Below are 20,024 nucleotides of genomic sequence, written 5' to 3' on the forward strand. Positions count from 1 at the left end.
TGTCTCTCTCCCGCCGGCGGATCCACGGCGTCGTCCCTCCTGGACAGCGGTGCTTCTCGAGAGCCAACGCGGGGGACCGATCCTTTGGGCACAGTGCAGACGACTTCAAGCAGACAGTTCCTGCTCCGCGCGACGACAGCCGCGTTATGCCTCGCGATGTTGTCGGGATGCATGACGACCTCGGCCAGGAAAGCCAAGGAACAGCAGGTCGCCGATGCGGCCGAACCCGCGCCGGAAGTGGTCATGCGGACGCCGGGCGAACAACTCGCCGCAGAACTGAACGCCAAGGCGCAGGCACAGGGCCAGAAACCGGGCACATATCGCGACCCGCAGGTCCGCACCGGCTCAGGCCAGCAGACGGTAGCCCAGCAATCAGCGACCGGCCTGTTCCCCAACGCGCCGATGCCCGCATCACAGGCGCCGACCGAGCCCGCCAATATCGGCGGCCTGATCACCCAGCCGACGGCGGTCAATGCCAACCGATCCAGCATATACGCGGCCCCGCCACCCATCGCCGTCAACCCAGACGGCACGCTGGCACCCGTCTCGGCCTATGCGGCGCCGGCCTTGCGCAACGTTTACGCCCTGCCACCGGGAAGCGCGATGCAGCAGCCACAGCCGCAGCAACAGCAGCCCATGATGGCGCCGCCATCCGGCCAGTCCTCGAATGCGATGCCCCAGAGTGCGCCCAGGATGGCATCTGCCTCCGCGACCCGACCGACTGCGGACGCAACACCTTCCCACGTGTTGCCGGCCCCTGGTTCGAAGGGCAGGCATCTCGATAGCCAGGAAGCGCTGATGATGGCGCGCAATCTTGCGTCGGGCGGCAAGAGCACTCCTGCAAACTCGATGATGCCGCCGTCCTCCTCCGGCCTGACCCTGCCGCAAGGCGTTACCCTACCACCGGGCGTGACCTTGACGCCGGGCATGGAAGCCTCGCTGAAGTAGCCTGCTGCCCGGTCAAAGCCTGCGCCCCGCACACCTGCAACGACATCCGAAAGCCCCTGCAACCCGCTGTTTCCGCCCGTTAATCGCTTCATGCCGGAACGACAATATAGAGCTCGATTTTTTTCGGGAAAAAACAAATTCCCGGCTTGCAGGATCTGAAACGCCCCCCTATAAGGGCGCCACAAGTTATGCGCCCTTCGTCTATCGGTTAGGACGACAGATTTTCATTCTGTAAAGAGGGGTTCGACTCCCCTAGGGCGTACCACTTGTTCTTCCTTTTCAGTGATGACCAATGTTTGCCATGGCGGCAGCTGTGAGCACTTGTTTTCTGGTGATCGCCCTTGCCGTCAGAACATCGGATTATCTTGCCGCAACGAGCGCTCATGTCCCCGAGGCCTGTTACGCATGGCAAATCGCGGGCCTTCAAACGCCTCTCAAAAATCCGCTTTTCATTGTGGATTTATGACGATTTTGCGCTTGCGGGATCGGAATGGCCTGACTATAAGGGCGCCACAGTGATTGCGCCCTTCGTCTATCGGTTAGGACGACAGATTTTCATTCTGTAAAGAGGGGTTCGACTCCCCTAGGGCGTACCACTGCTTTTCCCTTACCAAATGATGATTTTGCGTTTTCACTTAATTTGGCTGCTATGGCGCCTTTAGGTGCCGTTGCTGCCGCAGCAGAAATGAGCGAAAACTCGCCGATATGTCCTGAAATATATGTAACTTTAGGACATAGCCGTGATCAAACGAGTTAGACAATATCCTCCGCATGCGGTGCATATAATTGATGCCACAACTGCAATTACACATGACCACCTAAAAAAATTTCCCGTTCGTGCAAACATGTCGCTTTTGCGACTTGGAATTACGAAAGGTGGTTCGAATGACTTTGTCTGGTGGAAGGTTTGATTGAGATAGGCGAGCTGACTGAAGTATGCCAAAGCTGGCGCCAATATCGTGATCAACAAAGCGATCAGGAGCCACAATAGAATGTTCGCAAACGCCTGTGCAGCGATTTCGGATTTTGAAATCAACTGGTGGTTAGCGCTATAAAACGCAAGCGCTGCTGCAATGCCTCCAGCTGAAGCAAGAGCCGGAGCCCGCATCGCGGCGATGGAGAAGGCCTCAATTTGGCCCAAACAAGTCTCTGCTTGCTTTTGGAGATTGTCATGAGCTCTTTCAGCTGCTCTGACCTTTAAGTCAAAATTCTTTTCATCCACCGACATCGTTTACTTCCGATCCGCTCGAGCAGACATAAGCTATAGTGTAGTGTTGTTCCGGTCGCTATCGATGATATTGAGCGACTTCTCATCGCCAATTTCACTTAACACCAACTCTGTCGATCCCAACAGTACCGCTGCCTCGCGGCAGGCAACCTGCGTCACGGCGCCTTGGCGGCATCCGTGACCCGGAGCTGGACGCGGCGGGCGCCTTGCCAGTGGTCGGCACCCAGCGTTCCCGCGACGTGCAGCTGTGCCCCGCGAGAGCCGAGCAGCAGGTCGCCGAGCGGCGTTTCCGCGGCGCGGAACGCAATGCCTTCCAGACGGCCGCCATCCATCGCTTCCAGCGTCACCTTGATATGGTTCTGCCCGACCAGTCGCGAATCGCGCAGGCGATGGCTGGGGATGGCAAAGATCGGCTGCGGGTGGCCGGAGCCAAAGGGGCCCGCCGTCTCCAGTTGATCGACCAGTTCGACCGTTGCGCCGCTCGCCCCGAGCGCCCCGTCGATCTTCAACGTCGAATCGGCGACGAGCCCGAACACCTGTTTTTCGGCCCGCTCGGCAAAGAATGTCCGCAGCTTGCCGAGATTGGCGCGTTCGACCGTCAGGCCGGCAGCCATCGCATGACCGCCGCCCTTGACGAGCAGCCCGGCATCGACGGCGGCGCGCACCATCTTGCCCATGTCGAAGCCGCTGATCGAACGGCCGGAGCCGGTACCCTTGCCCTGCGAATCAAAGGCGATGGCGAAGGCCGGTCGGCGGAACGAATCCTTCAGCCGCGACGATATCAGCCCGACGATGCCCGGATGCCAGTTGTCATGGGCAGTGACGATGACGGCGGCGCCCTCGCCGTTGCCATATTCGGCCAGCGCTTCCGCCTCGGCCTCCTTCAGCATGACGGCTTCCATCGCCTGGCGCTCGCGGTTGAGCTCGTCGAGCTTCTCGGCAATGACGTCGGCTTCCGATGCATCCTCCAATGTCAGTAGCCGGCTACCGAGCGCGGCATCGCCGATACGTCCGCCGGCGTTGATGCGCGGGCCGATCATGAAGCCGAAATGGTAGGGCGTAACGGGTCCGCCGAGCCCGGCCTTGCGGAACAGCGCCGCCAGCCCCGGATTGGACTGATGGCGAGCGGCCAGCAGGCCCTTGACCACATAGGCGCGGTTCAGCCCCTTCAGCGGCACCACGTCGCAGACGGTGGCGAGCGCTACGATATCGAGCCATGCCAGCAGGTCGATATTGCCGGCCCGGAGATCGCCGGACTGGCGCAGCAGCCGCAACGTCGCCACCAGCACCAGGAAGACCACGCCGGCAGCGCAGAGATGCCCCTGCCCCGACAGATCGTCCTCCCGGTTCGGATTGACCAGCGCATGGCAATGCGGCAGCGCGTCGCCGACCTGATGGTGGTCGATGACGACGACGTCGATGTTCCGCGCCTTGGCAGCGTCGAGCGATTCAAAGCTGGTCGAGCCGCAGTCGACGGTGACGATCAGCCGGGCACCGTTGTCGATCAGCTGGTTGATGGCTGTCGGGTTCGGGCCGTAGCCTTCGAAGATCCGGTCGGGGATATAGATGGTCGCGGGCACGTCGAAGTGCCGCAGGAATTTGTACATCAGCGCCGAGGAGGCTGCACCGTCGACATCGTAGTCGCCGAATACAGAGACACTCTCGCCGGTCTTGACCGCCTGCAGCAGCCGCTCGGCCGCCTTCTCGCAATCCGTCAGCCGGTGCGGGTCGGGCATAAGGCCGCGGATAGTGGGGTCGAGAAAGGCCATAGCCTCGTCGAGACCGACGCCACGGCCGGCAAGCACGCGGGCAATCAGGTCGGCCATGCCGTGGGTCTGGGCCATCGCCAGCGCCCGGTTCTGGCCCGCTTGGTCGAGCCGCGATACCCAGCGGTTACCGCCGGCCGAACGTTCCACCCCCAGAAATGCCCGCTGTACCGGGTCTGCCGCTTTGATCGGTCCCATCAGATTGGCCGGATCCGTTCTTTCATCCGCCGAAGCCCGCCATCAGGGAGCGGCTTCGCGTGCTTTCGGTGCAGATTATCGCAAGCAGGAGGCGCGTCCACGGAAATTGCGGTTGCCTCACTGCTCGTGCTTCGGACGCTCGATGCGGATGACCTGCGGTTCGCCGACCAGATAGCCATCGGTCTTGATCGCCGCCACCGCCTTGCGCACCGAATCCTCCATGGTCGCATGGGTGACGAGTATGATGGTCTGCTGGTCGGAGGGCGAGACGTGCTGCTTGGAGCGCTGGACGATCGATTCCAGCGAAATATGGTTTTCCGCCATGTGGCCGGCAATGCTGGCAAACACGCCGGTGCGGTCCTGCACGCTGAGGCGAATGAAATAGCCGCCCTCGTGGCTTTGCATCTGCGCCTTGCGGTAAGGCTCGAGCGACTTGGCGGGATGGCCAAGCACGGGAACGCGCTGCGTGCCGGGCTGGCTCTTGGCGATGTCGGCGATGTCGCCGAGCACGGCCGATGCCGTGGCATTGCCGCCGGCGCCTGGGCCGACCATCAGCAGTTCGCCGAGAATATCGGATTCGATGGCCACCGCATTGGTCACGCCGTCGACCTGGGCAATGACCGAATCGAGCGGCACCATGGTCGGATGGACGCGCTGCTCGATGCCGGTCTCGGTGCGCTGGGCAACGCCGAGCAGCTTGATCCGGTAGCCGAGATCGGCAGCCGCGCGGATATCCTCGATGGAGATGTTGGAGATGCCCTCGAGATAGATATCGTCGGCGGCAAGCCGGTTGCCGAAGGCGAGCGTCGTCAGGATCGCCAGCTTGTGCGCCGTGTCGTTGCCGTCGATGTCGAAGGCCGGGTCAGCCTCGGCATAGCCGAGCCGCTGGGCTTCCTTCAGGCAATCCGCAAATGACAGGCCTTCCTTCTCCATCCGTGTCAGGATGTAATTGCAGGTGCCATTCATGATGCCGTAGATGCGCGAAATGGTGTTGCCCGTGAGCGACTCGCGCAAGGCCTTGATGACCGGAATGCCGCCGGCGACGGCCGCTTCGAAGTTCAGCAGCGTGCCCTTCTCCTCGGCGATCTCGGCAAATTCGACGCCGTGATAGGCGAGCAGCGCCTTGTTGGCGGTAACCACATGCAGACCGCGAGCCAGCGCCGCGCGCACCGATGCATTGGCCGCGCCCTCGGAACCGCCGATCAATTCGACAAAGACATCGATATCGGCTTTGTGCGCGAGATCGACCGGACCGTCGAACCACTCGACGCCATCAAGATCGATGCCGCGATCCTTGCTGCGATCCCGCGCCGAGACGGCGACGATCCTGATCGGGCGGCCGCAGGTGGCCGTGAGCTCGGCGCTGCGGCTCTGAATGATACGGACAAGCGAGGCACCAACGGTGCCCAAGCCCGCAATGCCGATTTTGAGGGCATCTGCCATGATCGATCCTGATATGTCACGAAGCGGCAGCCGCATGGCGGCTGCCCTTGAAGTTAGCGGTGGGCGTTGAGCGAGATCACGTTGTGCATGGTCTCGTCTGCCGTCGATAGAAAGCGTTTCAGATTGCGCGCCGCCTGTCGGATGCGGTGTTCGTTTTCCACCAGCGCGATGCGGACATAGTCGTCACCCATCTCGCCGAAACCGATGCCGGGCGCAACCGCGATGTCGGCCTTCTCGACCAGCAGCTTGGAGAACTCCAGGCTGCCGAGATGGCGAAACTTCTCGGGGATCTTTGCCCAGGCGAACATCGTTGCGGCCGGTGGTGGAATTTCGAAGCCGGCCTTGCCAAAGCTATCGACCAGCACGTCGCGGCGGCGTTTGTAGATCGAGCGCACCTCGGCAATGTCGGAGCCGTCGCCGTTCAGCGCATGGGTCGCCGCCACCTGGATCGGCGTGAATGCGCCGTAGTCGAGGTAGGATTTCACACGCGTCAGCGCTGCAACCAGGCGCTCGTTGCCGACGGCAAAACCCATGCGCCAGCCGGGCATGGAGAAGGTCTTCGACATCGAGGTGAACTCGACGGCGACATCGATAGCGCCGGGCACTTCGAGGACCGAAGGCGGCGGGGCGTTGTCGTCAAAATAGATTTCCGAATAGGCGAGATCCGACAGAACGATGATGTCGTGCTTCTTGGCGAAGGCGATGACGTCCTTGTAGAAATCCAGCGTCGCGACATAGGCGGTCGGATTGGACGGATAGTTGAGGATCAGCGCGATCGGCTTCGGGATCGAGTGCTTGACGGCCCGCTCCAGCGGCGGAAAGAAGCTTTCGTCCGGCTCGACCGACATCGAGCGAATAACGCCGCCCGCCATCAGGAAGCCGAAGGCATGGATCGGATAGGTCGGGTTCGGGCAGAGGATCACGTCGCCGGGCGCGGTGATCGCCTGGGCCATGTTGGCAAAGCCCTCCTTCGAGCCGAGCGTCGCCACGACCTGCGTATCCGGGTTGAGCTTGACGCCGAAACGACGGGCATAATAGCCGGCCTGCGCACGGCGCAGCCCCGGGATACCCTTCGACGAAGAGTAGCGATGGGTACGCGGATCCTGGACGGCTTCGCAGAGCTTGTCGACGATCGACTGCGGTGTCGGCAGATCGGGGTTGCCCATGCCGAGATCGATAATGTCGGCACCGCCCGCTCGTGCGCCGGCCTTCAAACGGTTGACCTGTTCGAAGACGTACGGCGGCAGGCGACGGACTTTATGAAACTCTTCCATTTCTTTCCCCATGGGACGGCGGTGATCGAGGCGGCAATGAAGTTCGTGTGTCTCCGGGTAGCCGCGATACGAACCTCAGGATCGCGGCGCCATATTCTCGTTTGACGCGAGTGATGCGGTGAATTTGGGGCGAGCACGGCACACTTGCCGCCTCAAACCCGAACGATACATGCAAACGCTTCTTGATTGAACCCTTTGCGTGCAAATGGGCTTTTGCGCAAGGTTACTTTTGGAGATCCGAGAGCGTCTGCTTCTGTTCGGCAGCCAGCTTGCGCATTTCCGCGACCTTGGCATCGTACTGCGCCTGCGTCAGCGCGCCGGAATCGCGCGCAGCGCCGGCGGCCGTCAGCTGCTTGCGGATATCCAGCGCCTGCGGATCGGCGATCTGGACGTTGGCGGACGTGAGCGGGCCGTTGAAGGTGGGATAGCCGTCCTTGCCGTATTCGAGAGTCTTGACGGCGGGTTCGCCCTTGCCTGTCTTCATCACCACGGCAGTCGGGGCTGCACGCTTGCGGGCGTCTTCCGCCTGCTTTTCGGCAATGGTCTTGCAGCCGGTCAGTGTCAGCGCAACGAGCCCGAAGACCACGGAATACCGGTAGAAACTTGCCACTATGCCGCTGCCTATCATCATTATCCTGCCCGGTCCCGCATTGCCCGGAACGACTGTTAAATTCGTCGCCGCAGCAAAGCAAGAGCAGGCGTGCCTGTCATTGGAACTTGTATTCCATTTCCCGGGCGATGTACAAACGGAAATGAGAGCAGCACCGCCGCCGGAGAATGACGCGTGAGCGACAGCAAACGGGACGATAGCAAGGGCGAACCGGCCAAATCCGCGTTCGACGCGGCATCGGCGGATCCCTATATCGTCAAGGATCCGGAGACGATGGCGTTGAATTTCGCCCGTGCCCTGCAGAATCTCGGCAAGGCTGCGTCCGCCTGGCTGGCCCCGCGCGAACGGGGCGAGCGGATCGAAGGCAATGATTCGATGACCGATATGGTCAAGACGCTGTCGACCGTCTCAGATTACTGGATGTCCGACCCGCAGCGCAGCTTCGAGGCGCAGACCAAGCTGCTGTCCGGCTATTTCGGCCTCTGGACGCAATCGATGCAGCGGCTGTCGGAACCGCCGAGCGAACCGCCGCCGCAGGCGCCGATCAAGGACAAGCGGCTCTCCGGCGACGACTGGCAGAGCAATCCCTTCTTCGACTTCCTGCGCCAGACCTACCTCGTGACTTCCGACTGGGCGGACACGCTGGTGACTGAGGCCGAGGGGCTCGACGCCCATACACGCCACAAGGCATCGTTCTATGTCAGGCAGATCATGGCGGCGATTTCGCCCGCCAATTTCATCGCCACCAACCCGCAGCTCTATCGCGAGACCGTCGCCTCGAATGCGGAGAACCTTGTGCGTGGCATGAAGATGCTGGCCGAGGACATCGGTGCCGGCGGCGGCGACCTGAAGCTGCGCCAGACCGATCTCAGCCACTTCGCCATCGGCCGCAACCTGGCGATGACACCAGGCAAGGTGGTGGCCGAGAGCGAGCTCTGCCAGATCGTCCAGTACGAGCCGGCAACCGAGACGGTCTTCAAACGTCCACTGCTGATCTGCCCGCCCTGGATCAACAAGTTCTACATCCTCGACCTCAACCCGGAAAAGTCCTTCATCAAGTGGTGCGTCGACCAGGGCCACACGGTTTTCGTCATTTCCTGGGTCAACCCGGATGCCCGCCATGCGGAGAAGGATTGGGCAGACTACATTCACGAAGGTATAGACTTCGCACTGGACGCGATCGAAGATGCGACCGGCGAAACCGAGGTGAACGCGATCGGCTATTGTGTCGGCGGCACGCTGCTGTCGTCGGCACTGGCGCTGCATGCGGCTGAAGGCATCGAGCGCGTCAAATCCCTGACGCTGCTGACCTCGCAGGTCGACTTCACCCATGCCGGCGATCTCAAGGTCTTCGTCGACGAGGAGCAGTTGCAGGCGCTGGAGCGACAGATGAGCCTATCCGGCTATCTCGACGGCTCGAAGATGGCGACGGCCTTCAACATGCTGCGCGCCTCGGAGCTGATCTGGCCCTATTTCGTCAACAACTACCTGAAGGGCCAGGAACCCCTGCCCTTCGACCTGCTCTACTGGAACGGCGATTCGACCCGCATGGCAGCGGCCAATCACCTGTTCTACCTGCGCAATTGCTACCTCGACAACACTTTGAGCCAAGGTCGCATGGTGATCGATGGCAAGACGCTGTCGCTCAACGACGTCACCATCCCCGTCTACAATCTCGCCACCCGAGACGATCACATAGCGCCGGCGAAATCGGTTTACCTGGGCGGCTCGTTCTTCGGCGGCCCGGTCGACTTCGTGGTCGCCGGCTCCGGCCATATCGCCGGCATCGTCAATCCGCCGGAAAGGCGCAAGTATCAGTTCTGGTCCGAGGGTCCTTCGGGCGAAGACTTCGACGGCTGGATGGCCGGCGCCAGGGAGACCGCCGGCTCCTGGTGGCCGCACTGGCAGACGTGGATCGAGACACTCGATGCGACAAGGGCCGCCCCCCGCATCCCCGGCAGCCATTCGCCGGTCCCGCTCGAGCCGGCGCCCGGCTCGTTCGTGATGCAGAAGACCTGACTGGCCCGAATAACAAGACCTGACGGCCAGGACCAATCTCCCCACAGAGTATCGCAATGCTGTTCGAACGCCCCCTCGTGCCGGCCCGGCTCATTGCCCGCTACAAGCGCTTTCTCTTCGACGCCGAGCTGGAGAGCGGCGGCATCGTCACCGGTTTCTGCCCCAACACCGGCTCGATGCGCGGCCTGACGACGCCGGGGTCGCGCATCTGGCTCTCCGAGCACGACAGCCAGACGCGTAAATACCGTTATGTCTTCGAGTTGATCGAGGCTGACGGTACGCGGGTGGGCGTCAACACCGCGTTGCCCAACCGGCTGGCCGAAGAGGCCATCCGCGCCGGACTGGTCGCCGATCTCGGCACCTATCCCGATCTGCGCCGCGAGCAGAAATACGGGCGCAACTCGCGTATCGACATGCTGTTGGCCGGTCCCGGCAAGCCACCAGCTTATGTCGAGGTCAAGAACGTCCACTTCGCCCGCACGCCCGGCCTCGCCGAGTTTCCGGATTCGGTGACTTCCAGGGGTGCAAAGCACCTAGAGGAACTCGGTGACATGGTGGAACTGGGTCACCGGGCGGTGATGCTCTACGTCATCCAGCGCGACGATTGCAGCCGCTTCCGGATCTGCGATGACCTCGATCCGCAGTACGGCCGCGCCTATCTCAGGGCCCGGCAGCGCGGCGTCGAGGCCTTCGCGCTCAAATGCTCGATATCGCCGCTCGAAATCACGGCCGCAGGATTGATCCCCATGGACGAACCCGGCATAGCTGCACTACAAACTCAAACGGCAATTCTAGACTGAAGGCATATCATGGTGAACTATATCGAAGCAGCGACGGCATCGCCGAAGAATACCGGCGCGATCCGTCTCTACGGAGACGATGCTTTCGCCGGCATGCGCAAGGCCTGCCAGCTGACGGCACGCTGCCTCGACGAAATGGCTGCCCTTGTCGTTCCGGGCGTCGCCACCGACGTGCTCGACCGCTTCGTCTTCGAATTCGGCATGGACCACGGCGCCTACCCGGCGACGCTGAACTATCGCGGCTATACCAAGTCGAGCTGCACCTCGATCAACCACGTCGTCTGCCACGGCATTCCCAACGACAAGGGCCTGCGCGAAGGCGATATCGTCAACATCGACGTCACCTACGTGCTCGATGGCTGGCATGGCGATTCCAGCCGCATGTACCCGGTCGGTGTCATCAAGCGTTCGGCCGAACGGCTGCTGGAGGTCACCTATCACTCGCTGATGCTCGGCATCGCGGCGGTCAAGCCGGGCGCCCGCATCGGCGCCATCGGCGAGGCGATCCAGACCTATGCCGAGGGTGAGCGCTGCTCGGTGGTGCGCGATTTCTGCGGCCACGGCGTCGGCAGTCTGTTTCACGATTCGCCCAACATCCTGCATTACGGCCGTGCCAGCGACGGCCCCGAGATGCGCGAAGGCATGATATTCACCATCGAGCCGATGATCAATCTCGGCAAGCCGCACGTCAAGGTGCTTGCCGATGGCTGGACAGCCGTGACGCGCGACCGCTCACTTTCGGCCCAGTACGAACACACCGTCGGCGTTACCTCGACCGGCTGCGAGATCTTTACGCTGTCGCCCGCCGGGCTCGATCGGCCGGGCCTTCCTCCTTATCAAGGGTGAACCATGGCCAAGCGCCCCGGTCCGGAAAACGGACATGGCGAGAGATCACCAGACAGCGAGGCCATACCGGGCGATAGCGAACCGGCGCTGTTCGACGAACGGATGTTCTTTGCCGAGCAGCCGGCCAAGACAGCCCAGATGCGAAAACCCATCGAGCTTCAAAAGCCCGACCCCATGGCCCATGTCCATGGTCATCGCGAACGGCTGCGGACCCGCTACCGGGAAAATGGCGATGCGGCGCTGGCCGACTACGAAATCCTCGAACTGCTGCTGTTCCGGCTGATTCCGCGCCGCGACACGAAGCCCATCGCCAAGGCGCTGATCGACCGCTTCCAGACGCTGGGCGGCGTCATGGGAGCGCCGATTGCGCTGCTGCAGGAGGTCAATGGCATCGGCGAGGCGGTGGCGCTTGATCTCAAGCTGATGGCCTCGGTCGCCCAACGGATGCTGAAAAGCGAGATCCGCGGCAAGAAGGTGCTGGCCTCCTGGTCTTCCGTCATCGACTACTGCCACAGCGCCATGGCCTACGAAACCCGGGAGCAATTCCGCATCCTGTTCCTCGACAAGCGCAACACGCTGATCGCCGACGAGGTGCAGGGACGCGGTACCGTCGACCACACGCCGGTCTATCCGCGCGAGGTCGTCAAGCGGGCGCTGGAGCTGTCGGCGACGGCAATCATCCTCGTGCATAATCACCCCTCCGGCGACCCGACCCCGTCGCGCGCCGACATCGACATGACCAAGACCATCGTCGATACCGCCAAGCCGCTCGGCATCGTCGTCCACGACCACATCATCATCGGCAAGGACGGCCATGCGAGCTTCAAGGGGCTGCGGCTGATCTGAGGCGGAAATACCCGGCTTGTTGACGCCCGGTGGCATCGGGCGCAGTCACGATTTCATCACAGTTTCTTCAGGTGGCTGTCAGTCTGGTCTGGCAGAACGGCGATACTGCAGATCGCGGCATCTCCGGATGCTCGAGACGTGCGGGAGTTCGATCGCTTTACCCCGCCAGGCCGCTCCGGCCGGCGCCCGGAGATACCATGCTGACAGCAGCTTCGCCGCGCCGTTTTTCATCGCTTCGCCTGATGGCGCGGGGATTTTTCATGTATGGGGTCCTGCCCCTGCTCGCCCTGATCGGCGGCTTCTATGCTCATATGATCGCCACCACGAATTTCCATCCGGTCATTTCAGGCGAACTCTACCGTTCGTCGCAGCCTTCCGCCGCCACGATTGCCGCACTGCAGAAGCAGTATGGCATCAAGACGATCATCAACCTGCGCGGCGAGAATGCTGGCCATGGCTGGTACGATGCCGAAGTCGCCGAAGCCAAAGAACTCGGTATCAACCACATCGACTTCCGCATGTCCTCGCGCCACGAGCTGACGCAGGAGCAGGCGGCAACACTGGTGCAGCTGATGCGCGATGCACCGAAGCCGCTTCTGATCCATTGCCAGGCCGGCGCCGACCGCACGGGTCTTGCCACCGCGCTCTATCTTGCAGCGATCGACAAGACCACGGAGAAGGTCGCCGAGGGCCAGATGTCGATCATCTACGGCCACGTCTCGCTGCCGATCAGCGCCGCCTACCCGATGGACGAAACCTTCGAAAAGCTCGAACCCTGGCTCGGCCTCTCCAATTCGTAATTGTCCGCCGTTAGACAATCTGTAACACTGCTCCGGTACCGATTGAACTGCGTATATTGTGCGACGCACCACTGATTCGCATTCAATCCTGCGGGGCCATTCGATGTACCAATACGATCTTATTGTTGTCGGCAGCGGTCCGGCTGGCCGCAGGGGCGCCATTCAGGCTGCCAAGCTCGGCAAGACGGTTCTGGTCATCGAGCAGGGCAAGCGCGTTGGCGGCGTCTCCGTCCACACCGGCACCATCCCTTCGAAGACACTGCGCGAAACGGCGCTCAACCTGTCCGGCTGGCGGGAACGCGGCTTCTACGGCCGCGCCTACCGCGTCAAGCAGCAGATCAGCGCCGAAGACCTGCGCCGCCGCCTGCTGATCACCCTCGACCACGAGGTCGAGGTGCTCGAGCACCAGTTCGCCCGCAATCACGTCCAGCACGTTCGCGGCAAGGCCAGCTTCGTCGATCCGCGCACGATCGAAATCACCAAGGACGACGGCGAGGTCGTGCGGGCGACCGCGACCAGCATCCTGCTTGCCGTCGGCACAAAACCTTTCCGCCCGAGCTATATGCCGTTCGACCACCAGACCGTGCTCGACAGCGACGAAATCCTCGAGATGGAAACGCTGCCGCGCTCGCTGATCGTCATCGGCGCCGGCGTCATCGGCATCGAATACGCGACGATCTTCTCATCCCTCGACACGCAGGTCACTCTTCTCGATCCGAAATCGACGATGCTCGACTTCATCGACAAGGAGATCGTCGAGGATTTCACCTACCAGCTTCGCGACCGCAACATGAAGCTGCTGCTCGGCCAAAAAGCCGACAAGGTGGAGAAGCTCGAAAACGGCAAGGTCGAGGTCACCCTCGGCAGCGGCCGCCGCCTGGTGACCGACATGGTGCTGTTTGCCGCCGGGCGCATGGGCGCCACCGACGAGCTCAATCTGCCGGCCGCAGGCCTAGAGGCTGACAGCCGCGGCCGCCTCTCGGTCAACCCGGAAACCTTTGCCACCAGCGTGCCGCACATCTTTGCCGCCGGCGACGTCATCGGCTTTCCGAGCCTCGCCTCGACCTCGATGGAACAGGGCCGCATCGCTGCCCGCGTCGCCGTCGGCGCCATCGCCAAGGAGCCGCAGAAATATTTCCCCTACGGCATCTACGCCGTCCCGGAAATCTCCACCTGCGGCCTCACCGAGGAAGAGGTCAAGGAACGCGGCATCCCTTACGAATGCGGCATCGCCCGCTTCCGCGAAACCTCGCGCGGCCACATCATGGGGCTGGATACCGGCCTGCTGAAGATGATCTTCTCCTTGAAAACCCGGCGCCTGCTCGGCGTCCACATTGTCGGCGAAGGCGCCACCGAGCTGGTCCATATCGGCCAGGCCGTGCTCAACCTGAAGGGCACCGTAGAGTATTTCGTCGAGAACACCTTCAACTACCCGACGCTGGCCGAAGCCTACAAGATCGCAGGTCTGGATGCCGGCAACCGCATGGGCGACATCAAGTCGGAGCTTTGAGGGTTTTCAACCGGCTGAAAACCGGCGGAGCGTAACCATCGCGGAAAAAACCACGCGATGGGAGCCATCGGTGGGATCGAGCGAAAAGTCCGGAACAGGCGCTGAAAGCTGCCTCGCAGTGGTAGTGGGTAGTTCAATCTCTAAGTGACACCTCTCAGCGCCTCCCGTCCGGCCTGACACCGCCGGGTGGGACCCTCCACACCCGCCAGCCGCTCCCATTCGACCGGCTGACAGGTGCGTCTGCATCGCTGCATACAAGAGGTCCGTCGTAGCCCATTCGCCACGCTTTTCCCCTGGAGGTGACCGTACCTGCGGTCGGAAAAGCAGCCTGCGTCCTGCCCCATCCCCAAACCGGCCCCGCTGAAACTGCCACGCCTGACAGCCACATCGGGACAAATGGAATATATTCCTATTCCTGGGAAATGGGAAGAGAAATTTTACCGGGTGCAAGATTGACGTCGGTTAGGCCCTGCGCCAGCACGCCCCCCTCTGTCACTGCGTGACATCTCCCCCACAAGGGGGGGAGATCGGCCCGGGCAACTTTCTATCGCAAAACCCGCACCGAACTCACAACGCCCTTCTGGTAAAACCGCGACCTATCGGCTGATCTCCCCCCTTGTGGGGGAGATGTCACGCAGTGACAGAGGGCGCGCCACACCCCATGCAACCCGCCGCCCCAAACGCAAAAAGGCCCCGCCGCGAACGGCAGGGCCTTCAAAACTTGCAGAGAGTTCCGAAGAATTACTCGACGGTGTCGTCGGTGGCCTTCTTCTTCGAAGCGGCCTTCTTCTTCGGAGCGGCTTCTTCGGCTTCGGCTTCGGAAGCCTCAGACTTGGAAGCTTCTGCCTTGGCAGACTTCTTCTTCGGCGCCTTCTTGCCTTCGCTCTTCTCGGTGCTGTCGTCGTCTTCGGCGAGCAGCGCTTCCTTGGTGACCGTCTTGTCCGTCACGTCGACTTCGGAGAGCAGGTGGTCGATGACCTTTTCTTCGAAGATCGGCGCGCGCAGGTTGGCGGATGCGCCCGGCGTGTTACGGAAGAATTCCAGGATTTCCTTTTCCTGGCCCGGGAACTGGCGGAGCTGTTCGTAGAGGGCGCGCTGCAGCTCGTCTTCGCTGACTTCGATGCCGGCTTTTTCGCCGATTTCGGAGAGAACGAGGCCGAGGCGGACGCGGCGTTCGGCGAGCTTCAGATACTCGGCGCGGGCTGCTTCTTCGGTCGTGTCTTCGTCTTCGAAGGTCTTGCCGCTCTCACCGAGATCGGTCTGGATCTGGCGCCAGATGCTTTCGAATTCAGCTTCGACGAGCTTCTGCGGGGTGTCGAACTGGTACATTTCGTCGAGCTGGTCGAGGATCTGACGCTTGACCTTCTGACGCGTGACCGAGCCGTACTGGCTTTCGATCTGGCCGCGAACGATTTCCTTCAGGCGATCGGCCGATTCGAGGCCGAGCTTGGTTGCCAGTTCGTCGTTGATCTCGGTTGCGGCAGCAGAGGCCACGTCCTTGATCGTCAGGTCGAAGGTGGCTTCCTTGCCAGCCAGGTTCTTGGCTGGGTATTCGCTCGGGAAGGTGACGGTGATGACCTTCTCGTCGCCGGCCTTGACGCCGACGAGCTGCTCTTCGAAGCCGGGGATGAAACGGTTCGAGCCGATGATCAGCTCGGCGTTCTCGTCCTTGCCGCCTTCGAAGGCTTCGCCGTCGACCTTGCCGAGGTAATCGAGGGTAACGCGGTCGCCATCGGCAGCAGCGCCTTCCTTGGTCTCGTAGGTGCGGGCGCTCTCGGCGATCTTCATGATCTGCTCGGTCACTTCGTCTTCACCGATTTCGGCGACTTCGCGGATGACCTTGATGCCGTTGACCGGCTTAAGTTCGATCGCAGGGATGACTTCGTAGGACAGCGTGAATTCGAAGTCGGCTTCGGCAGCGAGGATCTTCTCGGCTTCGTCCTTGTCTTCGGTCATGGCGATTTCAGGCTGGGTGGCAGACTTTTCGCCGCGGCCGGTGAGGATCTGCGCCGGCTGGTCGCGAACGATCTCGTTGACGAGATCGGCCATGATCGACTTGCCGTACATCTTCTTCAGGTGCGCTGGCGGGACCTTGCCGGGACGGAAGCCGTTGATCTTGACCTTGTCCTTAACCTCTGCAAGGCGCTCGTTCATGCGGCCTTCCATGTCCTTGGCCGGAATTACGACCTTGATTTCGCGCTTCAGCCCTTCAGCCAGCGTTTCGATAACCTGCATTTTCTCAACCTTCATTTCGTAGCGGCGGTGCCCAGACAGCCGTTCGTTTCAATGAGCACGACGCCGGACCGACGACCGGGCGTGGCTTTTCATGCAATTCTCAAACATTTTGCAGGAGGCAAAATGGCGCGTCTTCTCGCAAGCCTTCGTATGAGACTGTATCAGCCTCCCCCGGCAGCAAAGCAGCCTTGGTGCGGGTAGAGAGACTTGAACTCCCACGCCTTGCGGCACCAGAACCTAAATCTGGCGTGTCTACCAATTTCACCATACCCGCGTCCCTAAAACCGCATAGCAATGCCTACGCATGAGGCCTTCCGGAGCGCGGCGTCTCTATATCACCCGTTTCAAACCGCGCAAAGGAAAAATGACAGTTGTGCGGACAGGATCGGGCAATCCCCGATTTTGTTCGAAAAGCCTCAGTATAGCGGCTCTTCATACACAGGCTTGTTGTCGAGAAGCAGGGCTTTGATCTGTGCCGTGCCAGCCGGCGATACGCGGGCGGAGATGGCCATCCGGCCGCCCAGCGGCGCCTGCTCGAGCCTATGCCCCTCGCCTTCCGGCACGTAATAGCTCTCGATCCCGTAATCGACCCGGATCGTCGCGGTATCTGCCGTCGGGCGATAATCGAAGGGCTTGCTGGCAAGCACGACGGTGCCGTCCTTTGGCGCCAGCGGCACGAAGGATGATTCGGCGATGCCCCAGTAGCCATCGGCCTGCTTTGTCAGCCGCACCGAAAGCGTCTGCTCGCCCGCGACGGCAGGCCGCTCGCCCACCAGCGTCGACACCGGCACATTCGAGATATCGTAATTGAGGATGACGTAGTCGCCGCGCAGGAGATCGCGCGGATCGACCGGCGATGCCTTCAGCAGCACCTCGGAGCCGTTTCGCAGGATCGTCGCGCGGCTGACGATCATGGTGCCGATCACAACGGTCTGCAGCAACGCCAAGGCGATGGCGGCGATATAGGCGCGGCGGGCGAACGGCCGGCTCTCGCTGGCGGCGTCGATCAGAAAGCTCATGGCGTGACCTCCGGCGATGGGCTTGCAAAACGGCGTTCCACGCGGATCACCAGCCAGGCGACGACCGCAACCAGGAGCCCGGCCACCAGGAAGAAGCCCGACGTCCCGATGATCGAGCCGATGGTTTCGGAAGCGAGAAACAGGATCTCGCCGGCAAACACCAGATAACCGGTGTAGCGCACCGCGCCGTTGTCCCGCCCGCAAAGAGTAATTGCGCCGACCGCGATCGCAAGCGTCGCAAGACCGAGCGCAATGAGGCGCGGTCCGCTGACGATCTCCACATGCAGCAGCAGAAGGCCGATGGCGACGATGCAGAATGTGTAGAAGGCTGGCGTCGGCCCGGCAGTCCGCAGCATCCCCGCGAGCGGCGGAAGCGGAACGGCGACGCACAGGAAGGCGACAAGCCCGATGGCTGTGTAGAGCACCGCCATCCCCAACCCGTCGTTCAGGGAATAGATCCAGGTCAGCCAGCCAATCAACAGCAGGTAGACCAGATGCCGCGCTCGTGTGGCGCCGGTATAATAGATCAGCGCCAGCACGATGGAAGCCATCAGCGGCGGCGCATAGGGCGACCAGCCGATCCAGTTCGAAAGATTATTTTCGAGATAGAGCGCGAAATAGCCCCAGGCGAGAAAGCCGGCAACCACGACCTGGCTGCCGGAGCGAAACATCAGCGCCGAGAGGCAGGCAAGCCCGAACCACATCAACACCATGGTCATCTCGTCGCCCGAGAGATGGTACATCTGCGCCACCAGCGACACGGCGCCGCCAAAGCTCAGCGTTGCCAGCAGCAGCATGGCAGCAGCCAGCGACGGCTGGTTGCGCGACGTGAAGGCGGCACCGGAGAGATAGAAGCCCCAGATCAGCACCAGGCATCCGCCGACCCGAACCAACCGCGGAATGGCCTCCCAGTTGGAAGCCACCAGCAGCAGGATGGCTGCGGCCACCAACAGCGCTGCCAGCACCGACAGAACCCGGCCGAGGCTGAAGCTCGCCGGACGGCTGTCGTAATCGGCCATGATGGCAGCTGCCTGGTCGCTTTCGAGCAAGCCCTTTTCCACCCAGCCGCCGAGATCTCTCTGAAGTCTGCCGCGATACATTACTGCCTCATGCTGCACCCGGCGCCATCCGCCTCGCCATTCTCTATAGCGACCGAATATGGCAGGTGGCAAATGCTGGCAAGCCTCGCTTTTCCGCTGCACGACATCCGGAGGCGTGGGAATTTAACGCTCCGTTAGGATCACTACATTATACTCGGCTAATGGAGTGCGGATTTGAGCAATCAGATATGCAACAGCGGCATGCCTGACACTCGATTGTAGCACGGTAAGGCCGGAGATCATGTCCGCTAAAGTGTCCCGCGTGGACAACTAGAACCGGCCATCCGATAGAACGCTGACTGATACGCAGACCTAGTTCCTGACGTTTCGGAGCCGCTCGTCCTCCCCGGTTGCTCCGATTGATCGGCAATCCTCCCCCATCCCTTGCTGATCCTCGCAAACAATGCCCACAGCTCCTCCCGCTGCGGGCATTGTCTTTTCAGTTACGAGGCCGGCCTCCGGGCATCCGTGACAAGGTCCAGGCAGCCGACGCCGAGCGAATCGCCAATAGCGACCCACTCCCGCTGCACCCACGCACCCCGCGCTTCTGGCAATGCGACAATTGCGCACATTTTATAACCAATCATGGTGCAAATAATGGCAAGCAATGCGCCTTGCGCATGGGTGGCATGATGCATTGACGCTTTTGGTTTTCGCGGCATGCGTTATATTCAGCCTCAGTAGAAAGAAGCCAGCACAAACGATTGTTGCTGGCGGATCAAACCCTCGGAAAGGGGATTACTATGAACATCACCCGCTCTTACAACAACTGGCGCAAGTATCGTCAGACCGTTACCGAACTCGGCCGCATGAGCACACGCGAACTGCACGACCTCGGCATCGACCGTTCTGACATCCACCGCGTTGCCCGCGAAGCCACCGGTCGCTAAGCAGACCCTGGCATCGCCATCAGCGATCGCCTTACAACGCCCGTTGCGGATCCCGCGGCGGGCGTTCTTTTTTGTCTTTTATCAACCCGCGCGGAGACATTCAAACCCCGCTCTTTTGTCGCCTAAATTTTAAGTCGCGACTGTTATTTATGCGGCGTAGTGCACAAACGCATGGCAGTAGCCTTTTAATTGCACTGCACATTTTTCGGTCTATCGCCTATATAGAGGTCAATCGATGACACGGCAATCAAGCCTGTCTCAAACCTGATAGAACCGAGGATACCACCATGAACCCGATCCGCATTGCCAAGAGCTGGATTTCCTACCGCCGCACACTGAGCGAACTCGGCAGCCTGTCGAACCAGACTCTCTCCGACATCGGCATCAGCCGCTACGAAATCCGCAACATCGCCAACCGCTCGTTCCGTTAATCGTCTACGGAACGTTCTTATAAAAACGGCGCCCTGGTGGCGCCGTTTTTGATTCTGAAGT

17 protein-coding genes and 3 tRNA genes are annotated in these 20,024 nt (G+C 61.4%); 11 read left to right on the forward strand and 9 right to left on the reverse strand.

The annotated features are described in order from the left end of the window. Window positions 1–171: 171 nt before the first annotated feature. From J5289_RS12155 to J5289_RS12165, 3 genes are all read left to right on the forward strand, one after another. Entirely contained in the window at window positions 172–948 is a 777-nt protein-coding gene (locus J5289_RS12155) for a hypothetical protein (protein WP_209206539.1), read from the forward strand. Between the two features lie 190 nt (window positions 949–1,138). After that, a tRNA-Glu gene (locus J5289_RS12160) sits at window positions 1,139–1,213 on the forward strand. A 256-nt stretch (window positions 1,214–1,469) separates the two neighbouring features. After that, window positions 1,470–1,544 (forward strand) — tRNA-Glu (locus tag J5289_RS12165). 131 nt (window positions 1,545–1,675) lie between these two features. On the opposite strand, the gene J5289_RS12170 is transcribed toward J5289_RS12165, so the two are convergent. The 5 genes from J5289_RS12170 to J5289_RS12190 form a co-directional block, all read right to left on the reverse strand. After that, window positions 1,676–2,176, reverse strand: coding sequence for a hypothetical protein (locus J5289_RS12170; protein WP_209183922.1), 501 nt, complete (start codon window positions 2,174–2,176; stop codon window positions 1,676–1,678). 155 nt (window positions 2,177–2,331) lie between these two features. After that, window positions 2,332–4,140, reverse strand: coding sequence for a single-stranded-DNA-specific exonuclease RecJ (gene recJ / locus J5289_RS12175; protein WP_209183923.1), 1,809 nt, complete (start codon window positions 4,138–4,140; stop codon window positions 2,332–2,334). A 117-nt stretch (window positions 4,141–4,257) separates the two neighbouring features. Next, a complete protein-coding gene (locus J5289_RS12180; RefSeq protein WP_209183924.1) occupies window positions 4,258–5,583 on the reverse strand; it encodes a homoserine dehydrogenase in 1,326 nt (441 codons plus the stop codon). A 53-nt stretch (window positions 5,584–5,636) separates the two neighbouring features. Then, on the reverse strand, window positions 5,637–6,857 hold the full coding sequence (locus tag J5289_RS12185; protein ID WP_209206538.1) for an LL-diaminopimelate aminotransferase: 1,221 nt from the start codon (window positions 6,855–6,857) through the stop codon (window positions 5,637–5,639). A gap of 223 nt (window positions 6,858–7,080) precedes the next feature. After that, on the reverse strand, window positions 7,081–7,488 hold the full coding sequence (locus J5289_RS12190) for a hypothetical protein (RefSeq protein ID WP_247749101.1): 408 nt from the start codon (window positions 7,486–7,488) through the stop codon (window positions 7,081–7,083). A 153-nt stretch (window positions 7,489–7,641) separates the two neighbouring features. On the opposite strand from J5289_RS12190, the gene phaC reads away from it, so the two are divergent. The 6 genes from phaC to sthA all read left to right on the forward strand — a co-directional run bounded on the left by phaC (window position 7,642) and on the right by sthA (window position 14,288). Next, the gene (gene phaC / locus J5289_RS12195) at window positions 7,642–9,486 is read left to right on the forward strand and encodes a class I poly(R)-hydroxyalkanoic acid synthase (protein WP_209183925.1); all 1,845 of its coding nucleotides are present in this window, start codon (window positions 7,642–7,644) and stop codon (window positions 9,484–9,486) included. Between the two features lie 56 nt (window positions 9,487–9,542). After that, on the forward strand, window positions 9,543–10,286 hold the full coding sequence (gene sfsA / locus J5289_RS12200) for a DNA/RNA nuclease SfsA (protein ID WP_209183926.1): 744 nt from the start codon (window positions 9,543–9,545) through the stop codon (window positions 10,284–10,286). A gap of 9 nt (window positions 10,287–10,295) precedes the next feature. Further along, window positions 10,296–11,132 carry a type I methionyl aminopeptidase gene (map, locus tag J5289_RS12205; RefSeq protein WP_111221770.1) on the forward strand — a complete coding sequence of 279 codons (837 nt, stop codon included), beginning with the start codon at window positions 10,296–10,298 and terminating at the stop codon, window positions 11,130–11,132. Window positions 11,133–11,135: 3 nt separating this feature from the next. Then, the gene (gene radC, locus J5289_RS12210; RefSeq protein ID WP_209183927.1) at window positions 11,136–11,978 is read left to right on the forward strand and encodes a DNA repair protein RadC; all 843 of its coding nucleotides are present in this window, start codon (window positions 11,136–11,138) and stop codon (window positions 11,976–11,978) included. 197 nt (window positions 11,979–12,175) lie between these two features. Further along, window positions 12,176–12,778 (forward strand): dual specificity protein phosphatase family protein, encoded by a 603-nt coding sequence (locus J5289_RS12215; RefSeq protein WP_202617099.1) that lies wholly within the window; start codon window positions 12,176–12,178, stop codon window positions 12,776–12,778. Window positions 12,779–12,881: 103 nt separating this feature from the next. Next, window positions 12,882–14,288 carry a Si-specific NAD(P)(+) transhydrogenase gene (gene sthA / locus J5289_RS12220; protein WP_142823030.1) on the forward strand — a complete coding sequence of 469 codons (1,407 nt, stop codon included), beginning with the start codon at window positions 12,882–12,884 and terminating at the stop codon, window positions 14,286–14,288. A 741-nt stretch (window positions 14,289–15,029) separates the two neighbouring features. Here sthA and tig read toward each other — a convergent pair. The 4 genes from tig to J5289_RS12240 form a co-directional block, all read right to left on the reverse strand. Continuing rightward, window positions 15,030–16,523 carry a trigger factor gene (gene tig, locus J5289_RS12225; RefSeq protein ID WP_209183928.1) on the reverse strand — a complete coding sequence of 498 codons (1,494 nt, stop codon included), beginning with the start codon at window positions 16,521–16,523 and terminating at the stop codon, window positions 15,030–15,032. Between the two features lie 189 nt (window positions 16,524–16,712). Further along, a tRNA-Leu gene (locus tag J5289_RS12230) sits at window positions 16,713–16,797 on the reverse strand. A 142-nt stretch (window positions 16,798–16,939) separates the two neighbouring features. Then, a complete protein-coding gene (locus tag J5289_RS12235; protein WP_209183929.1) occupies window positions 16,940–17,542 on the reverse strand; it encodes a GDYXXLXY domain-containing protein in 603 nt (200 codons plus the stop codon). Then, window positions 17,539–18,642, reverse strand: coding sequence for a DUF2157 domain-containing protein (locus J5289_RS12240; protein ID WP_209183930.1), 1,104 nt, complete (start codon window positions 18,640–18,642; stop codon window positions 17,539–17,541). The genes J5289_RS12235 and J5289_RS12240 overlap by 4 nt, the downstream gene beginning before the upstream one ends. Window positions 18,643–19,385: 743 nt before the next feature. Here J5289_RS12240 and J5289_RS12245 point away from each other — a divergent pair. After that, window positions 19,386–19,532, forward strand: a complete 147-nt coding sequence (locus tag J5289_RS12245; protein ID WP_111221764.1) for a DUF1127 domain-containing protein — start codon at window positions 19,386–19,388, stop codon at window positions 19,530–19,532. Window positions 19,533–19,819: 287 nt separating this feature from the next. Beyond that, entirely contained in the window at window positions 19,820–19,963 is a 144-nt protein-coding gene (locus J5289_RS12250; RefSeq protein ID WP_111221763.1) for a DUF1127 domain-containing protein, read from the forward strand. Window positions 19,964–20,024: the final 61 nt, after the last annotated feature.

This window comes from Rhizobium sp. B230/85 (assembly GCF_019355735.1).
GTDB lineage: Bacteria > Pseudomonadota > Alphaproteobacteria > Rhizobiales > Rhizobiaceae > Rhizobium > Rhizobium rhododendri.

Excerpts from the sequence above, each read along its gene's own strand:
- J5289_RS12155 (WP_209206539.1), top strand. The coding sequence starts at position 172 with ATGACGACCTCGGCCAGGAAAGCCAAGGAACAGCAGGTCGCCGATGCG.
- J5289_RS12170 (WP_209183922.1), bottom strand. The coding sequence starts at position 2,176 with ATGTCGGTGGATGAAAAGAATTTTGACTTAAAGGTCAGAGCAGCTGAA.
- recJ (WP_209183923.1), bottom strand. The coding sequence starts at position 4,140 with ATGGGACCGATCAAAGCGGCAGACCCGGTACAGCGGGCATTTCTGGGG.
- J5289_RS12180 (WP_209183924.1), bottom strand. The coding sequence starts at position 5,583 with ATGGCAGATGCCCTCAAAATCGGCATTGCGGGCTTGGGCACCGTTGGT.
- J5289_RS12185 (WP_209206538.1), bottom strand. The coding sequence starts at position 6,857 with ATGGAAGAGTTTCATAAAGTCCGTCGCCTGCCGCCGTACGTCTTCGAA.
- J5289_RS12190 (WP_247749101.1), bottom strand. The coding sequence starts at position 7,488 with ATGATGATAGGCAGCGGCATAGTGGCAAGTTTCTACCGGTATTCCGTG.
- sfsA (WP_209183926.1), top strand. The coding sequence starts at position 9,543 with ATGCTGTTCGAACGCCCCCTCGTGCCGGCCCGGCTCATTGCCCGCTAC.
- map (WP_111221770.1), top strand. The coding sequence starts at position 10,296 with ATGGTGAACTATATCGAAGCAGCGACGGCATCGCCGAAGAATACCGGC.
- radC (WP_209183927.1), top strand. The coding sequence starts at position 11,136 with ATGGCCAAGCGCCCCGGTCCGGAAAACGGACATGGCGAGAGATCACCA.
- J5289_RS12215 (WP_202617099.1), top strand. The coding sequence starts at position 12,176 with ATGCTGACAGCAGCTTCGCCGCGCCGTTTTTCATCGCTTCGCCTGATG.
- sthA (WP_142823030.1), top strand. The coding sequence starts at position 12,882 with ATGTACCAATACGATCTTATTGTTGTCGGCAGCGGTCCGGCTGGCCGC.
- tig (WP_209183928.1), bottom strand. The coding sequence starts at position 16,523 with ATGCAGGTTATCGAAACGCTGGCTGAAGGGCTGAAGCGCGAAATCAAG.
- J5289_RS12235 (WP_209183929.1), bottom strand. The coding sequence starts at position 17,542 with ATGAGCTTTCTGATCGACGCCGCCAGCGAGAGCCGGCCGTTCGCCCGC.
- J5289_RS12240 (WP_209183930.1), bottom strand. The coding sequence starts at position 18,642 with ATGTATCGCGGCAGACTTCAGAGAGATCTCGGCGGCTGGGTGGAAAAG.
- J5289_RS12245 (WP_111221764.1), top strand. The coding sequence starts at position 19,386 with ATGAACATCACCCGCTCTTACAACAACTGGCGCAAGTATCGTCAGACC.
- J5289_RS12250 (WP_111221763.1), top strand. The coding sequence starts at position 19,820 with ATGAACCCGATCCGCATTGCCAAGAGCTGGATTTCCTACCGCCGCACA.